The sequence below is a fragment of the Bacillus cereus group sp. MYBK101-2 genome (assembly GCF_051918845.1).
GTDB classification, from domain to species: Bacteria; Bacillota; Bacilli; order Bacillales; family Bacillaceae_G; genus Bacillus_A; species Bacillus_A paranthracis.
Genome location: NZ_JBQAIE010000003.1, coordinates 66,285 through 87,297 on the forward strand (window position 1 = coordinate 66,285; position 21,013 = coordinate 87,297).

A 21,013-nucleotide genomic window follows, 5' to 3' on the forward strand; every position below is an offset into this window, starting at 1 on the left:
TCGGTGCAAGAGTCAATGTATATGTTGATCATGCCCAGGTGAAGGTGGGGGAGTATGATCTGGGAATGTCACGAATACGGCAACGATAATTACCACACTAATGGAAAGTAATAATAAAAAACGTCTTTGGATAAAAGCAGAAAAAGTTTCTGATAAAAGTTGAATTATACATGACATAGTTATTGTTATAGTGAGTAAGAGACTAATGAACAGTATATTATGAGCTTGTTGCGCACTTAGCATTTCTGTAATCATTGCTCCCATCATACTCGCCATTAATCCAGAGAACATTCCTTCTAAAGCAGTAAATAGGTGAAACCGTAGACCGACTAAAAAACCGATACAACCACTAATCAAAATGGCAAGCAAAGTAGAATATAGTAATTCCCCTTTAAAAAGAATACCTAAATAAAAACCAATACTTAACCCGATACTCATACTAAAAGACATAATAAATACCATATACTCCATTAGGGTACCCTTACGTTTAGAAATATATGATGTAATAATAATTGAGATACAGCAAAGCGTTAAGGCAGTTAATGTATAAGCAAACATCATGATACCTCCCTGTCCTATCATTCACTTCATCATATGTTCATATAGAGAGTACTTATGCTTATTTATATCTGCATATTATCTGCACATTTTAATTAATGTGAGTAATAAGGCTCCTGATTTTTTGGGACGTCTTTTTAATTATGAGCATGTGAATGTAAGAGTTAAATGAAGAGTTTCTATTGTGAAGCCATAAAGAATAAGCGTATAATATTATAGTTATCCCATTATGGGGAGTAACCCGCGAATGATAAATAAGATTGTTGTTTTATCATCGCCTCTAAACAGATAGACAATGAAAGTAACACTGGAATACAGATAGGGAGTTATAAAATGAAATTAATTATTGCCGAGAAACCAGATCAAGGTTTGGCTCTTGTTTCACAGTTTAAATATCGCCGGAAAGATGGATATTTAGAAGTAGAAGCGAATGAGTTATTTCCAAATGGAGCGTACTGTACATGGGCAATTGGTCATTTGACGCAGTTATGTAATCCAGAACATTATCACGCCGAGTGGAAAAAATGGTCACTTAATACGTTACCGATGATTCCAGAGCGTTTTCAATTTGAAGTAACAAAGTCAAAGTATAAGCAATTTAACGTTGTGAAACAGCTGTTACATAATCCTGGGGTAACAGAAATTATTCACGCGGGTGATGCTGGGCGTGAAGGGGAATTGATCGTACGAAACATTATTAATCTCTGTAATGTGCAAAAGCCGATGAAACGTCTTTGGATTTCATCTTTAACGAAGCAAGCTATTTACCAAGGATTTAAAAACTTGCTTGATGAATCAGACACGATTAATACGTATTACGAAGCATACACAAGATCTTGTGCTGACTGGGTTGTTGGTATGAATGCATCACGTGTGTTTAGTATTTTGTTAAAGAAAAAAGGAATGAATGATGTATTTTCAGCTGGTCGTGTACAAACACCGACACTCGCGTTAATCGTAAAGCGTGAAAAGGAAATAGAAAACTTTAAGTCAGAGCCGTTTTGGGAAGTGTTCGCAACCTTTAATATAGAAGGAAAGAAGTATGAGGGGAAATGGGAGAAGGATAGTGAATCCCGCTTAAAAGACCCTGATATGGCGAATAAAATTGCGGCATTTTGCCAAGGTAAACCGGCAGTAGTGAAGGAAATGAAAACGGAGCGTAAAGAATTTCAGCCGCCGCTTTTATTTAACTTATCATCACTACAAGCAACGGCAAATAAAGCCTTTAAGTTTTCACCGAAAAAGACGCTTGATATAACGCAAGCACTATATCAAAAAGGGATTGTTTCTTATCCTCGTTCGGATTCCAACTATATTACCCAAGGAGAGGCAGCGACGTTCCCGGATATTTTACAGAAGTTAAGTCAGTTTGATGAATATAAAGATTTATTACCAGCTCCAGTTGAATCGATTATGAATAATAAGCGTTATGTGAACGAAAAGAAAGTAACAGATCACTACGCCATTATTCCGACAGAGCAAGTTACAAATCCAAGTAGATTATCAGGTGATGAAAAGAAAATTTACGATATGATCGTAAGAAGGCTTATTGCGGCCCACTATGAAGTTGCGATTTTTGACTATACAACGATTGTAACGCTTGTAGATGAACGTGCTGAATTCATTTCAAAAGGAAAACAGCAAATTCAAGAAGGCTGGCGTAAAGTTATTTTCCAAGACGATAAAGATGACGAAACCATTCTTCCAATTGTAGCTGAAGGTGAAGAAGGAAAAGTTGTAAAGGTGAAAGTGAAAGAGGGAAAAACACAACCACCGAAGCGTTATACAGAAGGACAACTTATTACGTTAATGAAAACAGCTGGTAAGTATTTAGAGAATGAAGAGCTGGAGAAAGTATTAAAGAAAACAGAAGGTTTAGGCACAGAAGCAACTCGCGCTGGAATTATTACGATGCTGAAAGACCGTAAATATATAGATGTGAAGAAGAACCAAGTGTATGCGACCGATAAAGGGAAAGTATTAATTACCGCAATCGGTGACAAAATACTAGCTTCACCAGAAATGACAGCGAAATGGGAGCAACGCCTTGCAGAAATTGGTGAAGGCACGGCTTCACCAGCTACATTTATGGAACAAACTAAAAAGCTATCAGCTAAAATTATTGAAGATGCAGTGGAAATGTCAGAGAAATGGGATTTCACTGGATTACATGTTGAATCGATTGAGCGAAAAGGATCGAAATTTACAACTGGTAAAAAGGTTGGTAGTTGTAAAAAATGCGATGGCGATGTGATTGATAAGTCAACGTTTTACGGTTGTTCTAACTACAATACAACGCAATGTGATTTTACTATCTCGAAGAAGATTTTAAGTAAAACAATTTCGCAAAAGAATATGACAAAGCTCTTAAAAGGTGAAAAGACCGATTTAATTAAAGGCTTTAAAAAAGGCGAGAAAACATTTGATGCGAAGTTAGAGTGGAAAGATAATAAGATTAATTTTGTGTTTGAGAATTAAGTTGTTTCAACAAATAAAAAAATATGATAATTAAACTGTATCCTATAGAATAGACACTTAAAAAAAGTCTATTCTATAGGATATTTTTTTGAATAAGTAGTACTATATATTTTTATTTAAAATAAAATATACAATAAAAAAATCTTTATAATTGATAATTATTTATTGTAAAACAATAAATAATGTATTAAAATCAATATCATAATAAATCAGTGAGGTGCTTTTTATAGAAAGATAACACCGCTGTTTTTTATTAGAGGAGGTAAAACTATGAACAAGCACAATTTGATTATTGAAAATATGGATAACCCTCATGAGTTGGAGAGAATGTATAGAAAAGACCCGAAAGCTTTTAAAAAATCATTCTCACAAGCATGGGATGAAAAACCTGATTCTCAGGTTATAGCTGCTTGGTATGAAAGATTGCATTTCAAGGAGACGGCAAAGAAAGAAAAAGTATCGTTGTTTCAAAAAGGTTTCTTATTCATGGGCATGTTAGCAATTCTAGCTGGCCTAAGCACCAGAATAATTTTCCACTTTGTCGAACAGGAAGCAATTGCTCCAATTAACTTGGCTTTTGGTGTAATTCCCTTTATCGCTGCTTATTTTATTTACAATAATACTCCGAAAAAAAGTATTATTTATTTCCTTGCAGCGTTGTTCCTAATTGCTGGGTTGTATCTTAATATGTTGCCATTAAATTATAAAGACAGCAGTATCCTTGCGTATTTACATCTTCCTATATTGTTATGGGTCTTATTGGGACTTGCGTTTACGGGAAATGAATATTCAAAAGGTAGTACAAGATTAGCGTATATTAAATTTAATTTAGAATATGGTCTTCTCTACGCGAGCATGGCAGTGAGTGGAATGGTACTAGCAGTATTCACCATGCGATTATTTAGCTTTGTTGACTTAGATATAGGAGAGTTCTATTTTAGTAATGTTGTTTTATTTGGAGCTGCCGCTCTCGCTGTAGTGGCTGCATACTTAGTATCATTGAATCTTAAACTTGCTAAAAATATTACACCATACATATCTAAAATTTTTAGTCCGCTTGTCCTGATCACATTGTTTATCTACCTTATAACGGTAATTTGGGTCGGGAAAAATCCATTCTTGGACCGTAATTTCCTAATGGCCTTCAACGGAATACTCCTTGGTGTATTGGCTGTTACTATATTTTCTATCGTTGAGAGTGATTCAGACGAGAAAAAGAGCATTTCAGATTATATAAATTTTTCCTTAATTGTTCTCGCACTTATTATTGACACTGTCGCATTGTCAGCCATCGTATTCAGACTTTCTTCTTACGGGATTACACCTAATAGACTTGCTGTTTTAGGTGTAAACATACTGATCTGGGCAAATCTCATTTGGATTATGTTTTCCTATATGCGTTTCTTGCAAAACAAATCAGGACCGACAGCTATCCAAGATGCCGTTACGAAGTATTTGCCAATATACGGACTTTGGGCAGCATTTGTAATATTTACTTTTCCTATAATGTTTAATTAGAAAGACTTTGCTAATTGGATAGAAAAAATATATTGAAAGTATGTTGATGTAATATATTGTAAATTTAGAGAATTGAATAATGACTTCTTATAAAGAGAGGTGGAGGGACTGGCCCTTTGAAACCTCAGCAACCTAATGTTACATAAAGGTGCTAAATCCTGTAGGATCTAAAAGTCCTAAAAGATAAGAAATTGAGTGTAAGTAAACCTTCTTCTTATTTTGAAGAAGGTTTTTTGTATTTTAAAGGGGAGTGACGAAGAAAGAGAGAAGGAGAATAATATGTGAGTAGAAGGGAGAGTACAGTGAATAGTGAAGTTAGAAATAGAAAAGAGAACAGAGAACAGCTCTAGTATATGGAGTAATAAAGTTTTTTCTTATTTTTTCTTAGCAAGTTGTATTTCTTTAATAGGTAATTCTATGGTTACACTTGTTTTACCATTATGGGTAATGAAATCAACAAACTCGCCATTACTCGTTTCGGGGGTAAATATTGCAATTGCAACGGTAGCGATTCTGTTTGCTCCTATTACAGGAACATTAGCAGATCGAATGTCGAGAAGAAAACTTATGATAGTTGCAGATGTGATAAGGTGTATTGTCATGATTTTAATTGCTATAATAGCATTTCATAATAATATGTTGTACATTCCATTACTACTTTTACTAATTTTACGCTCAATTGGAAGTGCCTTATTTACACCAGCTTCAAATGCAGCGTTAGTTACATATGTGGAAGAAAAGCATGTTCAGCAGGCGATTACATTGAGACAAGTATCAATACAAATCATATCGATCGCAATTCCTTTGATGGCGAGCTTTTTGATTAGTATTTTTAGTTTTCATGGAGTATTTGTGTTAGATGCACTTACATTCTTTATATCGTTTTTAATTTTGATGAAAATTAAATTTCCACGTGAATTGAAAGTGGAGAAGAAGCTGTTTTATGAAGATTTTAAAGAGGGATTTTCTATTATTATTACTAATGAATCACTGAAAATCTTACTAATGAGCGCTGCAGTTATTAACTTACTTGGAGCAGCGTGTATGCTTTCACTGCAAGTAATAGTTGTTAGAGAGATGAATCTTTCTACGCAGTGGTATAGTATCGTCTTTGCGGCATCTCCGATAGGGATATTAATTGGGGCATTTATTACTAAAAAAATTCGTGCATATAAAACAATAACAACAGCATTTATATTTACTGCTATTATGGGGGTTTTTAATGCTGCAATGGGTACGACATTGAATCCAATATTATTTTCAGTTTATTATTTTTTGTCAGGGATAGCTTTTGGAGTGAGTAATGTATATTTCGGGGTACTGTATAGAAAGTTAATTCCAAATGAAGTGCAAGGAAGATTTTTCGGTTTTTTAAGTTCGTTATTATTAGTATCTACTCCAGTTGGAATTGCACTAACAGGATATTTCTTAGAGTCAATTTCAGCTTCTATTTTATTCATTATAATTGGTATCATTACGTTTTTAGTTTCAGTTATTTCATTTTTAATAATGAATAAGGATAGCTAATTTTATAATTTCTCAATAAAAAACGTCCTAAAGTAGGACGTTTTTTTATTATGTATACTGCTGTTTTCTCTTAATAAACAACAACACCTGTGAAACACAAGCAAGTACTGGTAGTTCAATCAACGGTCCAATAACGAGTGCAAGTGCAATAAGAGGTTCGTCAGGAAAAGCAGTCACAGCAATAGCAAGTGCAACAGGTGAGTTTCTTGCTAACGTTGTTAAGTTTAGACTTACTGTATCTTTATAAGATAAACGCATAACGCGCCCGATAAATTGTCCTAGTACAAAATTAATGATGAAGAACAATAGAACAGGAATGAGTAATAATAAAACGACATTCATATTTTGTAGTAAATATTTACCTTGTGATGCAAACATCGCTACGATTGCTAAACTTAAAAATACAATTTGGGCAGAGCTGAAAAACGGAATGAGTTTATTCTCGAGCGTTTCAGCTTTTTTCAGCTTATTCATAATGAATTTTGTAGCGTGTGCAAGTAAAAATGGTAAGACGATTACGATAACAATACTTTCTACTAAAACAGAAACCGCTACAGTCTTCATAACACCAGCGAATAAAAATAAATAAATGGGAAGTAGTAGTACTTGCAAAATTAAATTTACTGGTAAAATCGCCGTAGAAAGTGCTACATTTCCTTTCGCTATTTCAGTAAAGATTAAGTACCAATCTGTACATGGAGTAACCATTAACATAATAAATCCAACCCAAAGCGCAGGGTGATCTGAAAGAAATAGTGCTCCTAATCCCCAAGCGAGTAAAGGTGTCCATAAAAAGTTAATAGTAAGGCTTGTTCCAGCAAATTTTAAATTGCGAAATCCATTTTTTATTTCTTTCAATGGGATGCTGAGGAATAATCCATAAAGCATAAAAAATAAGCAGGGGACAATAAATTGCTCTGAATACATATGTATGAAATTAAATTGCCCGAGTATGATGCCGCATGTAACAGCAAAAAGAATAATAAAAGTTTGAATCTTTTCTATCGTGCTCATGAATGAATCCTTTCTAAATATGAATTTTCCTCTCTAATTTTATTATACAAGTAATAAAGTCGTATTTGGTGTTCGATTGTATTTTAGTAAATGTTTTTAATTTGAGATTTATTTTCTTATTAAAAGTTACCTGACTAAAGTAAGCAACTATATTAAAATTACTTACATAAGGTAATTAAATAACAAAAAGTTTTTTGTATCTTTACTTAAGGTATCTATTGGAACTTTTTATTAGAATAAGAATTTTTGTGATGATGAATAATGAATATGATAAGAAAGTTTAGGTGAAGAAAATGGGATTATTTAGCTCGTTATTTGGTAAAAAAGAAGAAAATACAAAAGTAGAGGAGAATAAAACAATGTCAAAAGTATTATTTGTAAAAGCAAACGATCGTCCAGCGGAGCAAGCAGTTAGTTCAAAAATGTATGAAACATTTGTAAGTACTTATAAAGAAGCAAATCCGAATACAGAAATTACAGAGTTAGATTTATTTGCATTAGATCTTCCTTATTACGGAAATATTGCTATTTCAGGTGGATACAAACGTAGCCAAGGTATGGAGTTAACAGCTGAAGAAGAGAAGGCAGTTGCTACAGTAGATCAATATTTAAATCAGTTTTTAGAAGCTGATAAAGTGGTATTTGCGTTCCCATTATGGAACTTTACAGTACCAGCACCATTAATCACATATATTTCATACTTATCTCAAGCTGGAAAAACGTTTAAATATACAGCTAATGGCCCAGAAGGTTTAGCTGGTGGTAAGAAAGTAGTTGTGTTAGGTGCTCGTGGTTCAGATTACTCTTCAGAACAAATGGCTCCTATGGAAATGGCAGTTAATTACGTAACAACTGTACTTGGATTCTGGGGAATTACAAATCCAGAGACTGTTGTAATTGAAGGGCACAACCAATATCCAGATCGCTCACAACAAATTGTTGAAGAAGGTCTAGAGAAGGTTAAGAAAGTAGCGGCGAAATTTTAATTAATTGATAGTAAAATGGAAAAACCAACATGGATGACCATGTTGGTTTTTTAGTCTATTTTTCATGTTAAAAAATGTATATTTATAAAATAAAAGAAAAGTTTGAAAATAGTATTGCAAAATATTATATAGCAAACTATAATGAGTTCAAGAATAGTTGATACTTAAATTAAATATTCAGAAAATTCAATTAGTTAAAATTGGAAAATGAGATAAGGAAATTTGAATGGGGGTTATATTATGGCGAATAAAGTACCGTTTTCGTTCATAGTAGTTATTGGATTAATGTTATTTGCACTATTTTTTGGAGCAGGAAATTTAATTTTTCCGGCAATGCTTGGTCAATCGGCAGGAGAAAATGTATGGATTGCTAACGCTGGATTTTTAGTAACAGGTGTTGGATTACCATTACTAGGTGTACTAGCATTTGGTTTTTCGGGGAAAGATGATTTACAGTCATTAGCAAGTCGTGCTCACCCAGTGTTCGGGATTGTGTTTACAACAGTTTTATACTTGGCGATTGGCCCGTTATTTGCAATACCAAGAACAGGAAATGTTTCTTATGAAATTGGTCTTAAACCGTTTATGCCAGAGGGATTAGGTTCTACACCTTTAATTCTTTTCACAATTGTATTCTTTAGCATCACTTGTTTTTTTTCGCTAAATCCTGCGAAAATTGTCGATATTGTTGGAAAAATCTTAACGCCAATTAAGTTAACTTTCATCGGTATTTTAGTAATCGTTGCTTTTATTCATCCGATTGGAGAAATGCAAGCACCAGTTGAAGCTTATACATCACATGCATTCTTTAAAGGGTTCCAAGAAGGATACTTAACGATGGACACGCTTGCATCATTCGTATTCGGAATCATCATCATTAATGCAATTAAAGAAAAAGGTGCAAAAACGAAAACACAAATTATGGTCGTTTGTGCAAAAGCAACAATCATTGCAGCATCTATTTTAGCAATTATCTATACAGCACTTTCTTATATGGGTGCTTCAAGTGTTGCAAAGCTTGGACATTTAGAGAACGGCGGAGAAGTATTAGCGAAAGTTTCTAACTACTATTTTGGATCATATGGCGGAGTATTATTAGGGTTAATGATTACAGTAGCTTGTTTAACAACTAGTGTGGGACTTGTATCAGCATGTTCTTCATTCTTCCATAAGTTATTCCCAAATGTTCCTTACAAAGCAATTGCAATCACGCTATGTATATTTAGTGCAATTGTTGCAAATGTAGGATTAACACAATTAATTGCAGTTTCTGTTCCAGTATTAACAGCAATTTATCCACTAGCAATCGTATTGATTTTCTTAACATTCTTCCATTCATTATTCAAAGGAAGAGCTGAAGTTTATCAAGTGAGCTTAACTGTAACATTTATTATCAGCTTATTCGATGGATTAAGTGCAGCTGGAGTTAACGTTGAAGTAGTAACCCAAGTGTTCACTAAATTCCTTCCGATGCAGGAAGTAGGATTAGGCTGGATCTTCCCAGCGATTATCAGTGGATGTATCGGATATGGCATTAGCGTTTTAAAATTAAAAAATCAAATTCAACCAGCAGCAAATACGAATAAGAAAATAGGTTAAATAAAAAAGTTATAGAACTTGTTTCTATAGCTTTTTTTGTTACTATTAATAATGAAAGAAAATAAAGTAGTAGGGGAAATAAAATGAAAAAAACAATTGATCATATCGGCATCGCAGTTCGAGATATAGATAGTACGATACGTTTTTATGAAAAAGTGTTGTCAGGAACTTTAATAGATCGTTACGTAAGTGAAGCGCCTGGTGTTGAAAGTGAAGTAGCCATTCTTGAAGTGGATGGAGATAGAATTGAATTGCTTGCGCCGACAAATAACACCACTTCACCAATTGCCCGATTTATAAAACAAAAAGGTAAAGGTGTTCATCACGTTGCATATCGAGTAGATGATTTAGATGTAGCTTTAGAGGAATTGAAAGAACAAGACATTCGAACGTTAGAGCATACGCTTCGAATTAATAAACACGGCAGAAGATTAATCTATCTTAATCCAGCGGATACAGAGGGAACAATCATAGAGTATTGTGATTATCCGGAAGAGAAATAGAAGAAGGATATTTTTAAGAAGGTGTTACGTAATAACGTAATACTTTTTTATTTATGCATTTCACACTTTCTTCACAAATGATTCACGATAACTTTTCCTCTTCAGGAACTTACATAAATATATTTTATGATATAATAACAATCGACTTTAAAAATGTAAGTTGTATCTATGAAGGTAGTTACTATTGTATTAGAAGTTTAGAGGTGAGAGAGAAATAAATAGTTATACTGTATAGAAGATTATATTTAATCAGGTTAATATTTCGTCCGAGAATCCAACTCGGGAAGTAAAAATAATGAAAATATAGCGATGAGGAAGAAAGAAGTGAAATGAGTGTGAAAGTAATGAAAAGGTTAGGGATATTGTTATTCATTGTATGTGTGCTTATCATATTGATACCGAAAAGTGCATCTGCTCATGCATACGTTGTGAAATCAAACCCTACTGAAAATGAAACATTGAAGAAAGCACCGTCTGTTGTGAAAATCGAGTTCGATGAGGACATACAAATCTCAAGTTTTAATACATTGTACGTGAGAGATACATCAGGTAAAAGGGTCGATTTAAAAGATGCTCATATTGATAAAAAAAATAAAAAGCTATTAGAAGCTGGATTGAAAGAGAATCTTAAAAATGGTCTCTACTCTATTCAGTGGAAAGTGATTTCAGCTGATGGACATCCAATTCAAGGAGTTATTCCATTCCGTATTGGATTAGCGGAAGCTGGAGCAGATGACATACAAGTAGAAGAGATGGGATATGTTCCGCAAATTGATATGATCATGGAACGTGGAATTTTATATACAAGTTTCTCACTATTTATAGGAGTGCTATTCTTTAATCTTATTATGTATAAAGGGAATGCAACCTCGGTTCGATCAAGGAGTAAGAACATAATATGGATTTCCTTATTAGGGATATTTATTAGCTTGTTATTCAATCTACCACTGCAAGCGAAAATAAATGCTGATGTTTCATGGCTAGAAGCATTCAATCCTTTACTATTAAAAGAAACGTTACAGCTTTCTGTTTTTAGTTATGTTTGGATTACTCAAATGGCTCTAATTAGTTCGCTTATAATCGTTACGTATTTTGCGATGAGGCGTGAGAAGCTATCGTCTTTTAAAGTATGGAGTATTCCAATAGTGTTGTTTATTGGAATACTTGTTATGAAAGCATTTAATAGTCACGCATATGGTTTAAAGTTTAAAGATATTGCTGTTGTTATGGATTTTTTACATTTATTCGCAGCTTCATTATGGATTGGTGGTTTATCGTCCATTATTCTTCTGTTACGTAAAGAGGATAACAAATGGAATATGTATTGGGATATGATTAAGCGTTTTTCACCGTGGGCAACATGCGCTGTCATTGTGATTTTAATAACTGGTCTTTTTAACAGTACATTTTTTATTCCAACAATCCACTCGTTATTTGATACGAAGTATGGATTAGCTTTACTAGCAAAGATACTTTTATTCGTTTTCATGGGGATATTGGGAATTATTCATTATGTGAAAGGGAAAATGAGAGCGGAGCAAGGATTAGGTGCTACGGTGAAAGTAGAGTTTATCATTGGAATTATCATTTTCGTAATCGTAGCTTTTATGACAAACGTACAAACACCACCGATGCCTCCTACTGGACCTTTTACAGAGAGTAAACAATTAGATAATGGATATGAAATGACGCTAAATGTAAGTCCTAATAGAGTAGGACAAAATATATTCCATATTACTTTAAAGGATGAGAACGGACAACCCGTTACTGATATGGAACAAATTATATTAACGACTCAATCGTTAGATATGAATATGGGAAAAGGATCATTTAAAGTTTCGGCAGTTTCACCGGGAGAATATGAAGCAGAAGGTATGTATATTAACATGACAGGCAACTGGAATATACAAGTACATGGATTAACGAAATCGCTTGATAGCTTCGATACGGATTATAAATTTATTGTAGGTGGCAGATAAAGTGAAACTTTAAGCAGCCCTCATCAATTGGGCTACCCGGCGAATAGCGGGATAAAGAGTAGGTATAGATAAAAAGGAGCTAATAGAAAATGAAACGCATAAAAAAATTAGGAACAACAATGATCGCAACAGTAATTGCAATGGGAATTTTTTCGTTACCTGTTAGTGCGCACGTCACTGTGAAGCCAGCAACTTCTGACATCGGCTCTTGGGAGACTTACACGATAAAAGTACCAGTTGAAAAGAATGTAGCAACAACAAAAGTTACACTGAAAATACCGTCTGGTGTGGAATTCCAACAGTATGAACCAGTGCCAGGGTGGAAAATGGAAGAGCAAAAAGATAGTGCCGGAAAAGTGAAAACTGTAGTATGGGAAGCAACAGGAGAAGGGATTTTACCTGGCCAATTCCAGCGGTTTACTTTCGTCGCTAAAAATCCGGATAAAGAGCAAAAAATAGCTTGGGATGCATACCAACAATATAAAGACGGTGAAATTGTGGAATGGACAGGCGATGAGAAAGCTGAAAAACCGCATTCACTTACTACAATTGCAAAAGGTACGTCATTAACAGGAGAACATGGTGAAGTGTCTAGTGTAGAAAAGAATGAAGGTACTAGTAATATGCAATTGATAGCAATTGTTTTATCTATTTTAGCGATTGTATCTTCGGTAGGTACGTGTGTTTTTATGGTACGTCGTAAAAAATAAGTAATAATGATAAGAAGGAGCCTACAATCAGTAGGCTCCTTCTTATGTCAATTTACTTCACTTCAACCCGCTGCCCTACAGCAAGTGTTTTCGGCTTTATATTTACGAAACAAATACTCACTACAATAAATAATAGTCCGATGAATAAGCTAATAGTAATGGCTTCATGTAAGAAAATTGAACTTACAATAATAGCGATTAGAGGAATGAGAAATGTATAAGCCCCAACTTTACTTGCTTCACCAGCTCCAACAAGCGTGAAGTATGCAAGCCACCCCATTGCAATAACAAAGAATGAAATAAAGAGTAGTACACTAACAAATGGCATACTCCAAGCAATACTAGACCAACTTTCAAATTCTGAGCCAAATCCGATTAAACAAAGACCACCGATAAGAAGCTGAATTGTTACCATCCAAATGGCATTCACACGGTGACCAGTTTTCTTAATAAATACTGTTCCAAGTGCCCAGCCAATCGCACATCCTAATGCAAGAAGAATGCCAATGACAGAAATATGTCCAGTTAAACTACTAGAGCTAATAACACCTACACCAATAAATCCGAGTACAAGCCCGAAAATTTTTAAACCGTACATTGATTCTTCAAGCCATATCCATGAGAAAATACCAAGTAAAACAGGTTGTAAAAATACGATAGCGGAAAATAGACCAGCAGGCATATATTGAAGACCTACAGTTTGTAACCCGTAAAATATAATGATGTTAAGTAAAGAAGAAATAACGTATAAATGCCACGTTTCTTTTAAATGTAATTCTTTATATTTGGGTAGAGCGAAAAGGAGTAAAATGAATCCTCCAATTAAAGTTCGAATGCCTGCAAATAAAACGGGGGGTGTATAATGCAAGGCAAACTTAGATAAAGGCCAATTGATTCCCCACATGAAAACGAGAAAGGTAAGGATTATGGCCGTCTTAGTTCGAGAAAGCTGTGTCACTGTAAGACCTCCTTGTTGTTATTCATTTCACTATGATATGATATCGACTGTAATAAATAAAATGAATCTTTTTTATGAGGAGTATAAGTGATTAGTTATGACCATTACACAACTACAAGTATTAATAAAAACTGTTGAGTTAGGTAGTTTTACGAAGGCTGCTCGGGTGTTAAATATGACGCAGCCAGCTGTAAGTCATGCGATTTCAAGTATAGAATCGGAGTTAGGAGTTACGATTCTTATACGGGATAAACGAAAAGGGTTACTCGTTACGGATGTAGGAAACAGAATTCTTGTACATATTAGAGAGATTTTGGGCAGTGTAGAGAAGATTGAACAAGAAGTTGCAATGGAGAAAGGGCACGAAGTTGGGACGATTCGAATTGGGAGCTTTCCGAGTGCTTCTGCACATTTCTTACCGAAAATGATAAACCATTTTAAGGAGAAGTATCCGAACTTAGAAGTCGTTCTTTGTGAAGGAACGATTAAGGAAGTTGAAGATTGGTTAGTATCGAGGGTTGTTGATATAGGAATTGTTATTTTGCCTAATAAAGAGATGGAGATTGTTCCATTAACGAAGGGGAAAATGGTTGTTATTTTAAGAGAGGATCATCCTCTTTGCAAGAAGGACGCTATTACAATTCGTGATTTGGAGAATGAGCCGATTATATTATGTAAGGGCGGATACGAACCACCCATTATCGATATGTTTAAACAAGCAAACGTACCACTTCGGGCTGAGTATGTAATTTCGACAGTTACGACAGCTTTAAATATGATTCAAGAAGGATTAGGCATTGCAATATTAGCTCAATTATCTTTAACGAATTTACCACAGAATGTGCAAACGAGAGAATTGGAACCACAAGTATGGAGAGAAATTGCTTTAGCTGTTCCTTCATTAAAGGATTCTTCAATCGCTGTGCAGCTATTTATTGAAGAATTTCAAGCGCTATTTGCAGAATAAAAAGAGGTGTCTCATATATCATAATGGGACACTTTTAATTTGCTTATAAAAAATCTACGAAAAGGGTTGACTTATCTTTTTGTTGTAACTATAATGATTACATCGAGGTGGTGATTACGATGAAAATTAGTAGCCGCTTTTCCATAGCTGTTCATATTTTATCTATTTTGAAAAACAATCCATCTTCACTTTGTACTTCAGACTATATGGCTGAGAGTGTCAATACAAATCCAGTAGTCATTCGTAAAATTATGTCATATTTGAAACAAGCTGGCTTTGTTTACGTAAATCGTGGACCGGGTGGCGCGGGATTACTAAAGGATTTATACGAAATCACATTGTTAGATGTGTATCATGCAGTGAACGTAGTCGAAGAAGACAAGTTATTTCATATTCACGAGCAACCGAATCCAGATTGTCCAATTGGGGCGAACATTCAAGCGGTGTTAGAAATTATTTTAATTCAAGCGCAATCCGCGATGGAAGAAGTTTTGAGAAATATTACGATGGGGCATTTATTTGAAACTTTGCAAGAAAAAATGAATGCTTAAATCATATTTATATTTTTTTTGTTATTAATGTAACTAATTTGATTACAACCATAAAGGTAAGGGGGAAAAGTTATGACTGTAAAAATGAAAGTATACTCAGATTTTATATGTCCGTTTTGTTTTTTAGCAAAAGGTCCATTAGATGAGGTAGCGAAAGAGAACGATGTAGAGATTGAATGGATGCCATTTGAGCTGCGTCCAAGTCCATATTCCAAAATAGATCCATGGAATGAACCAGAAAAATTAGGTTCATGGGATGCTTTCATTCTTCCGACAGCGAAGAAGTTAGGAATTGAAATGCGATTGCCACGTGTTTCACCACATCCATATACACATTTAGCTTTTGAAGGATGTCAATTTGCGAAAGAACGTGGACTAGGTAATGAGTATCATCACCGCGTATTCACAGCATTTTTCCAAGAAGAGCAAAATATTGAAGATATTGATGTGTTAACAAAATTAGCGGTAGAAGTAGGACTTCCTGAGGCTGAATTTAAGGATGCTTTAGTAACTCGTAAATATAAAGAAAAACATGAAGAAGCGATTCAGCACGCATATGAGGAAGCGAATATTATGGCTGTTCCAACTGTCATGATTGGTGATGAAGTCATTCAAGGGCTTGCTAGTAAAGAAACGCTACAAAAAGTCATTGATAAAGAAATTGAAAAGGAAAAAACAAATTCATTTGAAGGTATGCAATGTAATACCGATGGATATTGCTAATTCGCTTGTTATGAAATAACAAAATAAATTATAAAATAAATATTTGGAGGAATTAACATGTCAACAACTACAACAAACTTAAAAGAAGCAATCGTGAACCGCCGTTCGATTCGTAAAGTAACAAAAAACGATGCAATTACGAAAGAAAGAATTGAAGAAGTGCTAAAAACAGCTTTACACGCACCAACATCTTTCAATATGCAAAGTGGTCGTATGGTTGTATTAATGGATGGAGAGCATGAAAAGTTTTGGGATATTGTAAAAGAAACATTAAGAGCCCGCGTACCAGCAGAAAACTTTGAAGCGACTGTAGAAAGACTAAAAGGTTTTCATGCAGGTGTAGGGACTGTACTATTCTTTGAAGATCAAGCAACTGTAGAAAAAATGCAAGAAAACGCACCATTATATAAAGATCAGTTCCCATTCTGGTCTCATCAAGGAAATGCAATGTTACAACATACTGTGTGGATGTTATTATCTGCTGAAGGAATTGGGGCGTCATTACAACATTACAACCCAATCGTAGATGCTGAAGTGAAAGAAACTTGGAACATTCCAGCAGAGTGGAGCTTAGTAGGTCAAATGCCATTTGGTGAACCAAACGAACAACCAGCAGAAAGAACGTTCTTGCCTACTGAAGATGTAGTGAAATTTTATTAAGAAATAGAATATGTAACGAGAAGGAAGCTGTGCTTAAGAACAGCTTCCTTTTTTGTAGTGGTGTTAAATTATGCGCATTTAGGGAAGAAATATAAGAAATAATCCGTTGAGAAGGGAATTAGGAAAATGAATGATGAGAAAAAATATACAGTGGTAGGTACTGATGTTGAGGAAGTAAAGCGTTTAAATAAAAATTCAGGGTTAACGTATAATCAAGTGAAAGAAATGTTAGCAAAGCAAATGCAAAAAAAGAAGTAATTAGATTGAAATCTTTCATTTTTTCATTTAGCATTTTGATTGGAGAGAGTTAAGTAAAAGGTAACTCTCTTTTTCTTATAGCTAAGCATCTTATAGAGTGGAGGAAGCAACATGAAGAAATGGGTAAAGGTAACGCTGTCTATCGCTGGAGGCATTGTTTTATTAGCGTGTGCTGGCGGATATTACGTATATAAAAATTATTTTCCAAAGGAACCTGAGCGTATCGTATATGATAAAGATAGAGTGTTAAAACCGATACATAACCAGTTAAAAGGAATTAACATAGAAAATGTAAAGATAAAAGAAAAAGAAGTCGTAAATGCGACTATAGATGAGCTTCAAAAAATGATTGATGATGGAAAGTTGTCATATGAAGAATTAACGAGTATTTATCTTTTTAGAATACAAGAACATGATCAAAATGGAATAACATTAAATGCTGTTACAGAGATAAACCCTAATGCGATGGAGGAAGCAAGAAAGTTAGATCAAGAGCGAGGTAGAAATAAAAAATCGAATTTATATGGTATTCCTGTCATTGTAAAAGATAATGTACAGACGGAAAAAGTGATGCCGACTAGTGCAGGAACGTATGTGTTAAAAGATTGGATTGCAGATGAGGATGCGACGATTGTGAAAAAGTTGAAAGAAGAAGGTGCTTTTGTTTTAGGAAAAGCGAATATGTCTGAGTGGGCAAATTATTTATCCTTTACAATGCCTAGCGGATATAGCGGGAAAAAAGGACAAAATTTGAATCCGTATGGTCCGATTACGTTTGATACATCAGGATCAAGCTCTGGATCTGCTACAGTAGTTGCGGCAGATTTTGCACCGCTTGCAATCGGGACAGAAACGACTGGATCAATTGTAGCACCAGCGACGCAGCAATCAGTAGCTGGGTTACGTCCATCACTAGGTATGGTGAGTAGATCAGGAATTATTCCGTTAGCTGAAACGCTTGATACAGCAGGACCTATGGCAAGAACGGTAAAGGATGCAGCAACGTTATTTAATGCAATGATAGGTTATGACGAAAAAGATGTTATGACAGAAAAAGTGAAAGATAAAGAAAGAATTGATTATACAAAGGATTTATCAATAGGTGGATTAAAAGGGAAAAAGATAGGGCTTCTTTTTTCTGTAGACCAACAAGATGAAAATAGAAAAGCAGTAGCAGAAAAGATTAGAAAAGACCTTCAAGATGCAGGTGCGATATTGACTGATGATATTCAGTTAAACGCTGAGGGTGTAGATAATCTACAAACGTTAGAATATGAATTCAAACATAATGTTAACGATTTTCTTTCAAAGCAAAAAAATGTACCGGTAAAATCGTTAGAAGAGATTATAGCGTTTAATAAAAAGGATAGTAATAGACGAATAAAATATGGACAAACATTAATTGAGGGATCTGAAAAATCTGCTATAACGAAAGATGAGTTTGAAAAAGTAGTGCAAACGAGTCAAGAAAATGCAAGAAAAGAGCTAGATAGATATTTAGTAGAAAAAGGTTTGGATGCTCTAGTTATGATTAACAACGATGAAGTTCTTCTATCCGCTGTCGCTGGTTATCCGGAATTAGCGGTTCCTGCTGGATATGATAAAAATGGAGAACCAATCGGTGTAGTGTTTGTAGGGAAACAGTTTGGTGAAAAAGAGCTTTTCAATATTGGATATGCGTATGAGCAGCAGTCTAAAAATAGAAAACCACCTAAACTGTAAAAGTTTAAACGAAAAAAAGAGCTCAACTGAAGTAAGTAGGTGGGCTAATATAAATAGAATCTAACAATATAAAAAGAAAAAAAGGATTCTTCCTAATTAGTAAGAAAGATTGTCTATAGAAGTTCATAAAATGTAATATATTCAATTTCCATCCATTGAAGGGGGAGGTTAAATCTTAATGAATGAAGTGAAAAATTTCTTTCGAAGTAGAGGGTTTCAACGGTTTCTCGTTTTAATAATATTAGCGCTTGTATTATATGGATTAAAAAGTATGATCAACTTAATATTAATTACGTTTATACTGACATTTTTAATGGATCGATTTCAACGTTTTATTTCAAAGAAATTGAAAGTGAATCGGAAAATTGTTATCGCATGTTTGTATATCATATTAGTTTCCTTTATTGGCACGACATTGTATAAATATTTACCTGTGTTAACGATACAAATTTCGCAATTGATTTATCAATTTAAATTGTTTTTTCAAAACCCGCCTGATAATGAAATCATTAAATATGCACTTTCGACAATTAACGGAATGGAAGTATCAAAGTATATAGAACAAGGTGTAGATGTCATCTATCAATCGATAGCAAATATAGGGAAGGTAAGTTTACAAATATTATTGTCTCTCATATTAAGTCTCTTTTTCTTATTAGAAAAAGAGCGTATTATTACCTTTACTTCTAAATTTAAAGAGAGTAAGCTAAAGATTTTTTATGAGGAGATTGCATATTTTGGCGAAAGGTTTGCAAGATCGTTCGGTAAAGTAATTGAAGCACAGTTTTTAATTGCGGTTGTAAATTGTATTCTTACTGTTATTGTATTAATTGTTTTAGGATTTCCGCAGCTTCTCGTATTAGCTGTTATGATTTGTCTACTAGGGTTGATTCCAGTTGCAGGTGTGATTATTTCTTTATTTCCACTTTGTATTATTGCTTATAACGTAGGCGGAGTTATATACGTTGTGTACATACTTGTGTTCATTACAGTCATCCATGCTCTTGAAAGTTATTTTTTAAACCCGAAGTTTATGTCTGCGAAAACAAATTTACCAATCTTTTATACATTTATGATTCTCATCTTTTCAGAACATTTCCTTGGAATATGGGGGCTTATTATCGGGATACCAATCTTCATCTTTTTATTAGATGTACTTGATGTAAATAATGAGGAATCGATTAAAAAATAGAAAATAAACAAAAAGCAATCCAAAATAAATTGGATTGCTTTTTCACATATATGATTAAAGAACAGGAGCCATTGTTTCTTTCAACACTTGAACAGAGTGATCGAATTTTAATTCTTCGTCTTCACTTAATTCTACTTCTAAAATTTCACGAACACCGCCGCGATTTAAAACAGCAGGTACACCGATATACACATCTTTTTGACCGTATTGACCTTCTAAATATGCTGAAACAGTTAATACACTATTTTCGTCGTTTAAAATTGCCTTAGTAACGCGTAGAAGTGACATACCAATACCATAGTATGTTGCGCCTTTTCGTTCAATAATATGGTAAGCTGCATCACGAACGTTTATGAAGATTTTGTCTAAATCTTCTTGATTATACGTATTGTCTTTTTCAAGCAGTGTTTGTAGTTTTTGAATACCAACTGATACGTGACTCCAAACAGGAAGTTCCGTATCACCATGTTCTCCGATAATATAAGCATGAATGTTGTGTGGACCAATATTGAAGTACTCACCTAACATATAGCGGAAACGAGCAGAATCAAGTGTTGTACCAGAACCAATTACGCGTTCTTTCGGTAAACCAGATTCTTTCCAAGTTACGTAAGTTAAAATATCGACAGGGTTAGTTGCGATTAAGAAGATACCATCAAATCCGCTATCCATAATACTGCGCACGATTTGTTTAAAGATTTTTGCATTTTTCTCAACTAAATCTAAACGTGTTTCGCCTGGCTTTTGTGGTAATCCAGCCGTAATGACTACAAGGTCAGCATCTTTACAATCTTCGTAGCTACCTTTCCATACTCTAGTTGGAGCTGGAGCAAATGGAACGGCATGACTTAAATCCATTGCTTCTCCTTCAGCTTTTGCTTCGTTTACATCAACTAAAACAAATTCTTCAGCTACAGCTTGGTTAATCATGCAGTAAGCATAACTACATCCAACTGCTCCTGTTCCTACTAATACAACACGGTTAATCCCTTTTTTCATTTCAAAATTCCTCGCAATTTCATTGATTTTATTATGTAAGATAATACGTCTTACTTCTATAGATTCATATCTAGTTTATTACATTTTATAAAAGATATTCAAGTATTTGAA

The 21,013-nt window shown here is 34.2% G+C and carries 19 protein-coding genes and 1 riboswitch; of the genes, 15 read left to right on the top strand and 4 right to left on the bottom strand.

Translation table 11 applies throughout. The annotated features are described in order from the left end of the window. Positions 1–12: 12 nt before the first annotated feature. Positions 13–558 (bottom strand): hypothetical protein, encoded by a 546-nt coding sequence (locus ACTFSI_RS09535; protein ID WP_098944724.1) that lies wholly within the window; start codon positions 556–558, stop codon positions 13–15. Between the two features lie 333 nt (positions 559–891). Here ACTFSI_RS09535 and topB point away from each other — a divergent pair, with 333 nt between their 5' ends. The 3 genes from topB (at position 892) to ACTFSI_RS09550 (ending at position 6,081) form a co-directional block, all read left to right on the top strand. Further along, positions 892–3,036 (top strand): DNA topoisomerase III, encoded by a 2,145-nt coding sequence (topB, locus tag ACTFSI_RS09540; protein ID WP_000766752.1) that lies wholly within the window; start codon positions 892–894, stop codon positions 3,034–3,036. 270 nt (positions 3,037–3,306) lie between these two features. Further along, a complete protein-coding gene (locus ACTFSI_RS09545; RefSeq protein WP_098913046.1) occupies positions 3,307–4,554 on the top strand; it encodes a DUF4153 domain-containing protein in 1,248 nt (415 codons plus the stop codon). An 84-nt stretch (positions 4,555–4,638) separates the two neighbouring features. After that, positions 4,639–4,744, top strand: a riboswitch (SAM riboswitch). Positions 4,745–4,863: 119 nt separating this feature from the next. Further along, complete coding sequence (locus ACTFSI_RS09550; RefSeq protein WP_098913047.1) at positions 4,864–6,081, top strand: MFS transporter; 1,218 nt, start codon at positions 4,864–4,866, stop codon at positions 6,079–6,081. Between the two features lie 48 nt (positions 6,082–6,129). On the opposite strand, the gene ACTFSI_RS09555 is transcribed toward ACTFSI_RS09550, so the two are convergent. Beyond that, positions 6,130–7,095: an arsenic resistance protein gene (locus ACTFSI_RS09555; protein ID WP_000103769.1), complete on the bottom strand. Its 966-nt coding sequence runs from the start codon at positions 7,093–7,095 to the stop codon at positions 6,130–6,132. A 293-nt stretch (positions 7,096–7,388) separates the two neighbouring features. Between ACTFSI_RS09555 and ACTFSI_RS09560 the strand changes: the two genes are divergently transcribed. The 5 genes from ACTFSI_RS09560 to ACTFSI_RS09580 all read left to right on the top strand — a co-directional run bounded on the left by ACTFSI_RS09560 (position 7,389) and on the right by ACTFSI_RS09580 (position 12,872). After that, positions 7,389–8,081 (top strand): FMN-dependent NADH-azoreductase, encoded by a 693-nt coding sequence (locus tag ACTFSI_RS09560; protein WP_000522516.1) that lies wholly within the window; start codon positions 7,389–7,391, stop codon positions 8,079–8,081. 240 nt (positions 8,082–8,321) lie between these two features. Next, the gene (gene brnQ / locus ACTFSI_RS09565; protein WP_001284774.1) at positions 8,322–9,680 is read left to right on the top strand and encodes a branched-chain amino acid transport system II carrier protein; all 1,359 of its coding nucleotides are present in this window, start codon (positions 8,322–8,324) and stop codon (positions 9,678–9,680) included. 83 nt (positions 9,681–9,763) lie between these two features. Beyond that, the gene (locus tag ACTFSI_RS09570; protein ID WP_000750836.1) at positions 9,764–10,183 is read left to right on the top strand and encodes a VOC family protein; all 420 of its coding nucleotides are present in this window, start codon (positions 9,764–9,766) and stop codon (positions 10,181–10,183) included. Between the two features lie 329 nt (positions 10,184–10,512). Further along, positions 10,513–12,162, top strand: coding sequence for a copper resistance CopC/CopD family protein (locus ACTFSI_RS09575; RefSeq protein ID WP_071716740.1), 1,650 nt, complete (start codon positions 10,513–10,515; stop codon positions 12,160–12,162). Positions 12,163–12,251: 89 nt separating this feature from the next. Then, positions 12,252–12,872, top strand: a complete 621-nt coding sequence (locus ACTFSI_RS09580) for a YcnI family copper-binding membrane protein (RefSeq protein ID WP_197225515.1) — start codon at positions 12,252–12,254, stop codon at positions 12,870–12,872. 52 nt (positions 12,873–12,924) lie between these two features. Here the strand turns inward: ACTFSI_RS09580 and ACTFSI_RS09585 are convergent, their stop codons facing one another. Beyond that, on the bottom strand, positions 12,925–13,830 hold the full coding sequence (locus ACTFSI_RS09585) for a DMT family transporter (protein WP_044790419.1): 906 nt from the start codon (positions 13,828–13,830) through the stop codon (positions 12,925–12,927). 97 nt (positions 13,831–13,927) lie between these two features. Here ACTFSI_RS09585 and ACTFSI_RS09590 point away from each other — a divergent pair, with 97 nt between their 5' ends. The 7 genes from ACTFSI_RS09590 (at position 13,928) to ACTFSI_RS09620 (ending at position 19,903) form a co-directional block, all read left to right on the top strand. Then, the gene (locus ACTFSI_RS09590; RefSeq protein ID WP_098924950.1) at positions 13,928–14,797 is read left to right on the top strand and encodes a LysR family transcriptional regulator; all 870 of its coding nucleotides are present in this window, start codon (positions 13,928–13,930) and stop codon (positions 14,795–14,797) included. Positions 14,798–14,916: 119 nt separating this feature from the next. Next, positions 14,917–15,348, top strand: a complete 432-nt coding sequence (locus ACTFSI_RS09595) for an Rrf2 family transcriptional regulator (protein ID WP_000704084.1) — start codon at positions 14,917–14,919, stop codon at positions 15,346–15,348. Positions 15,349–15,420: 72 nt separating this feature from the next. Beyond that, positions 15,421–16,071: a DsbA family oxidoreductase gene (locus ACTFSI_RS09600; RefSeq protein ID WP_440045359.1), complete on the top strand. Its 651-nt coding sequence runs from the start codon at positions 15,421–15,423 to the stop codon at positions 16,069–16,071. A gap of 57 nt (positions 16,072–16,128) precedes the next feature. Then, on the top strand, positions 16,129–16,731 hold the full coding sequence (locus ACTFSI_RS09605; RefSeq protein ID WP_070805779.1) for a nitroreductase family protein: 603 nt from the start codon (positions 16,129–16,131) through the stop codon (positions 16,729–16,731). A 126-nt stretch (positions 16,732–16,857) separates the two neighbouring features. Then, on the top strand, positions 16,858–16,989 hold the full coding sequence (locus tag ACTFSI_RS09610; protein ID WP_000997344.1) for a hypothetical protein: 132 nt from the start codon (positions 16,858–16,860) through the stop codon (positions 16,987–16,989). A 111-nt stretch (positions 16,990–17,100) separates the two neighbouring features. Then, a complete protein-coding gene (locus ACTFSI_RS09615) occupies positions 17,101–18,711 on the top strand; it encodes an amidase family protein (protein WP_197225511.1) in 1,611 nt (536 codons plus the stop codon). 178 nt (positions 18,712–18,889) lie between these two features. After that, positions 18,890–19,903, top strand: a complete 1,014-nt coding sequence (locus ACTFSI_RS09620; protein WP_440045360.1) for an AI-2E family transporter — start codon at positions 18,890–18,892, stop codon at positions 19,901–19,903. A 54-nt stretch (positions 19,904–19,957) separates the two neighbouring features. Here ACTFSI_RS09620 and ACTFSI_RS09625 read toward each other — a convergent pair whose 3' ends face one another. Beyond that, positions 19,958–20,902, bottom strand: coding sequence for an L-lactate dehydrogenase (locus tag ACTFSI_RS09625; protein ID WP_000715326.1), 945 nt, complete (start codon positions 20,900–20,902; stop codon positions 19,958–19,960). Positions 20,903–21,013: the final 111 nt, after the last annotated feature.

Coding starts and splice junctions, on each gene's coding strand:
- ACTFSI_RS09535 (WP_098944724.1), bottom strand. CDS start 558: ATGTTTGCTTATACATTAACTGCCTTAACGCTTTGCTGTATCTCAATT.
- topB (WP_000766752.1), top strand. CDS start 892: ATGAAATTAATTATTGCCGAGAAACCAGATCAAGGTTTGGCTCTTGTT.
- ACTFSI_RS09545 (WP_098913046.1), top strand. CDS start 3,307: ATGAACAAGCACAATTTGATTATTGAAAATATGGATAACCCTCATGAG.
- ACTFSI_RS09555 (WP_000103769.1), bottom strand. CDS start 7,095: ATGAGCACGATAGAAAAGATTCAAACTTTTATTATTCTTTTTGCTGTT.
- ACTFSI_RS09560 (WP_000522516.1), top strand. CDS start 7,389: ATGGGATTATTTAGCTCGTTATTTGGTAAAAAAGAAGAAAATACAAAA.
- brnQ (WP_001284774.1), top strand. CDS start 8,322: ATGGCGAATAAAGTACCGTTTTCGTTCATAGTAGTTATTGGATTAATG.
- ACTFSI_RS09570 (WP_000750836.1), top strand. CDS start 9,764: ATGAAAAAAACAATTGATCATATCGGCATCGCAGTTCGAGATATAGAT.
- ACTFSI_RS09575 (WP_071716740.1), top strand. CDS start 10,513: ATGAGTGTGAAAGTAATGAAAAGGTTAGGGATATTGTTATTCATTGTA.
- ACTFSI_RS09580 (WP_197225515.1), top strand. CDS start 12,252: ATGAAACGCATAAAAAAATTAGGAACAACAATGATCGCAACAGTAATT.
- ACTFSI_RS09590 (WP_098924950.1), top strand. CDS start 13,928: ATGACCATTACACAACTACAAGTATTAATAAAAACTGTTGAGTTAGGT.
- ACTFSI_RS09595 (WP_000704084.1), top strand. CDS start 14,917: ATGAAAATTAGTAGCCGCTTTTCCATAGCTGTTCATATTTTATCTATT.
- ACTFSI_RS09600 (WP_440045359.1), top strand. CDS start 15,421: ATGACTGTAAAAATGAAAGTATACTCAGATTTTATATGTCCGTTTTGT.
- ACTFSI_RS09605 (WP_070805779.1), top strand. CDS start 16,129: ATGTCAACAACTACAACAAACTTAAAAGAAGCAATCGTGAACCGCCGT.
- ACTFSI_RS09610 (WP_000997344.1), top strand. CDS start 16,858: ATGAATGATGAGAAAAAATATACAGTGGTAGGTACTGATGTTGAGGAA.
- ACTFSI_RS09615 (WP_197225511.1), top strand. CDS start 17,101: ATGAAGAAATGGGTAAAGGTAACGCTGTCTATCGCTGGAGGCATTGTT.
- ACTFSI_RS09620 (WP_440045360.1), top strand. CDS start 18,890: ATGAATGAAGTGAAAAATTTCTTTCGAAGTAGAGGGTTTCAACGGTTT.
- ACTFSI_RS09625 (WP_000715326.1), bottom strand. CDS start 20,902: ATGAAAAAAGGGATTAACCGTGTTGTATTAGTAGGAACAGGAGCAGTT.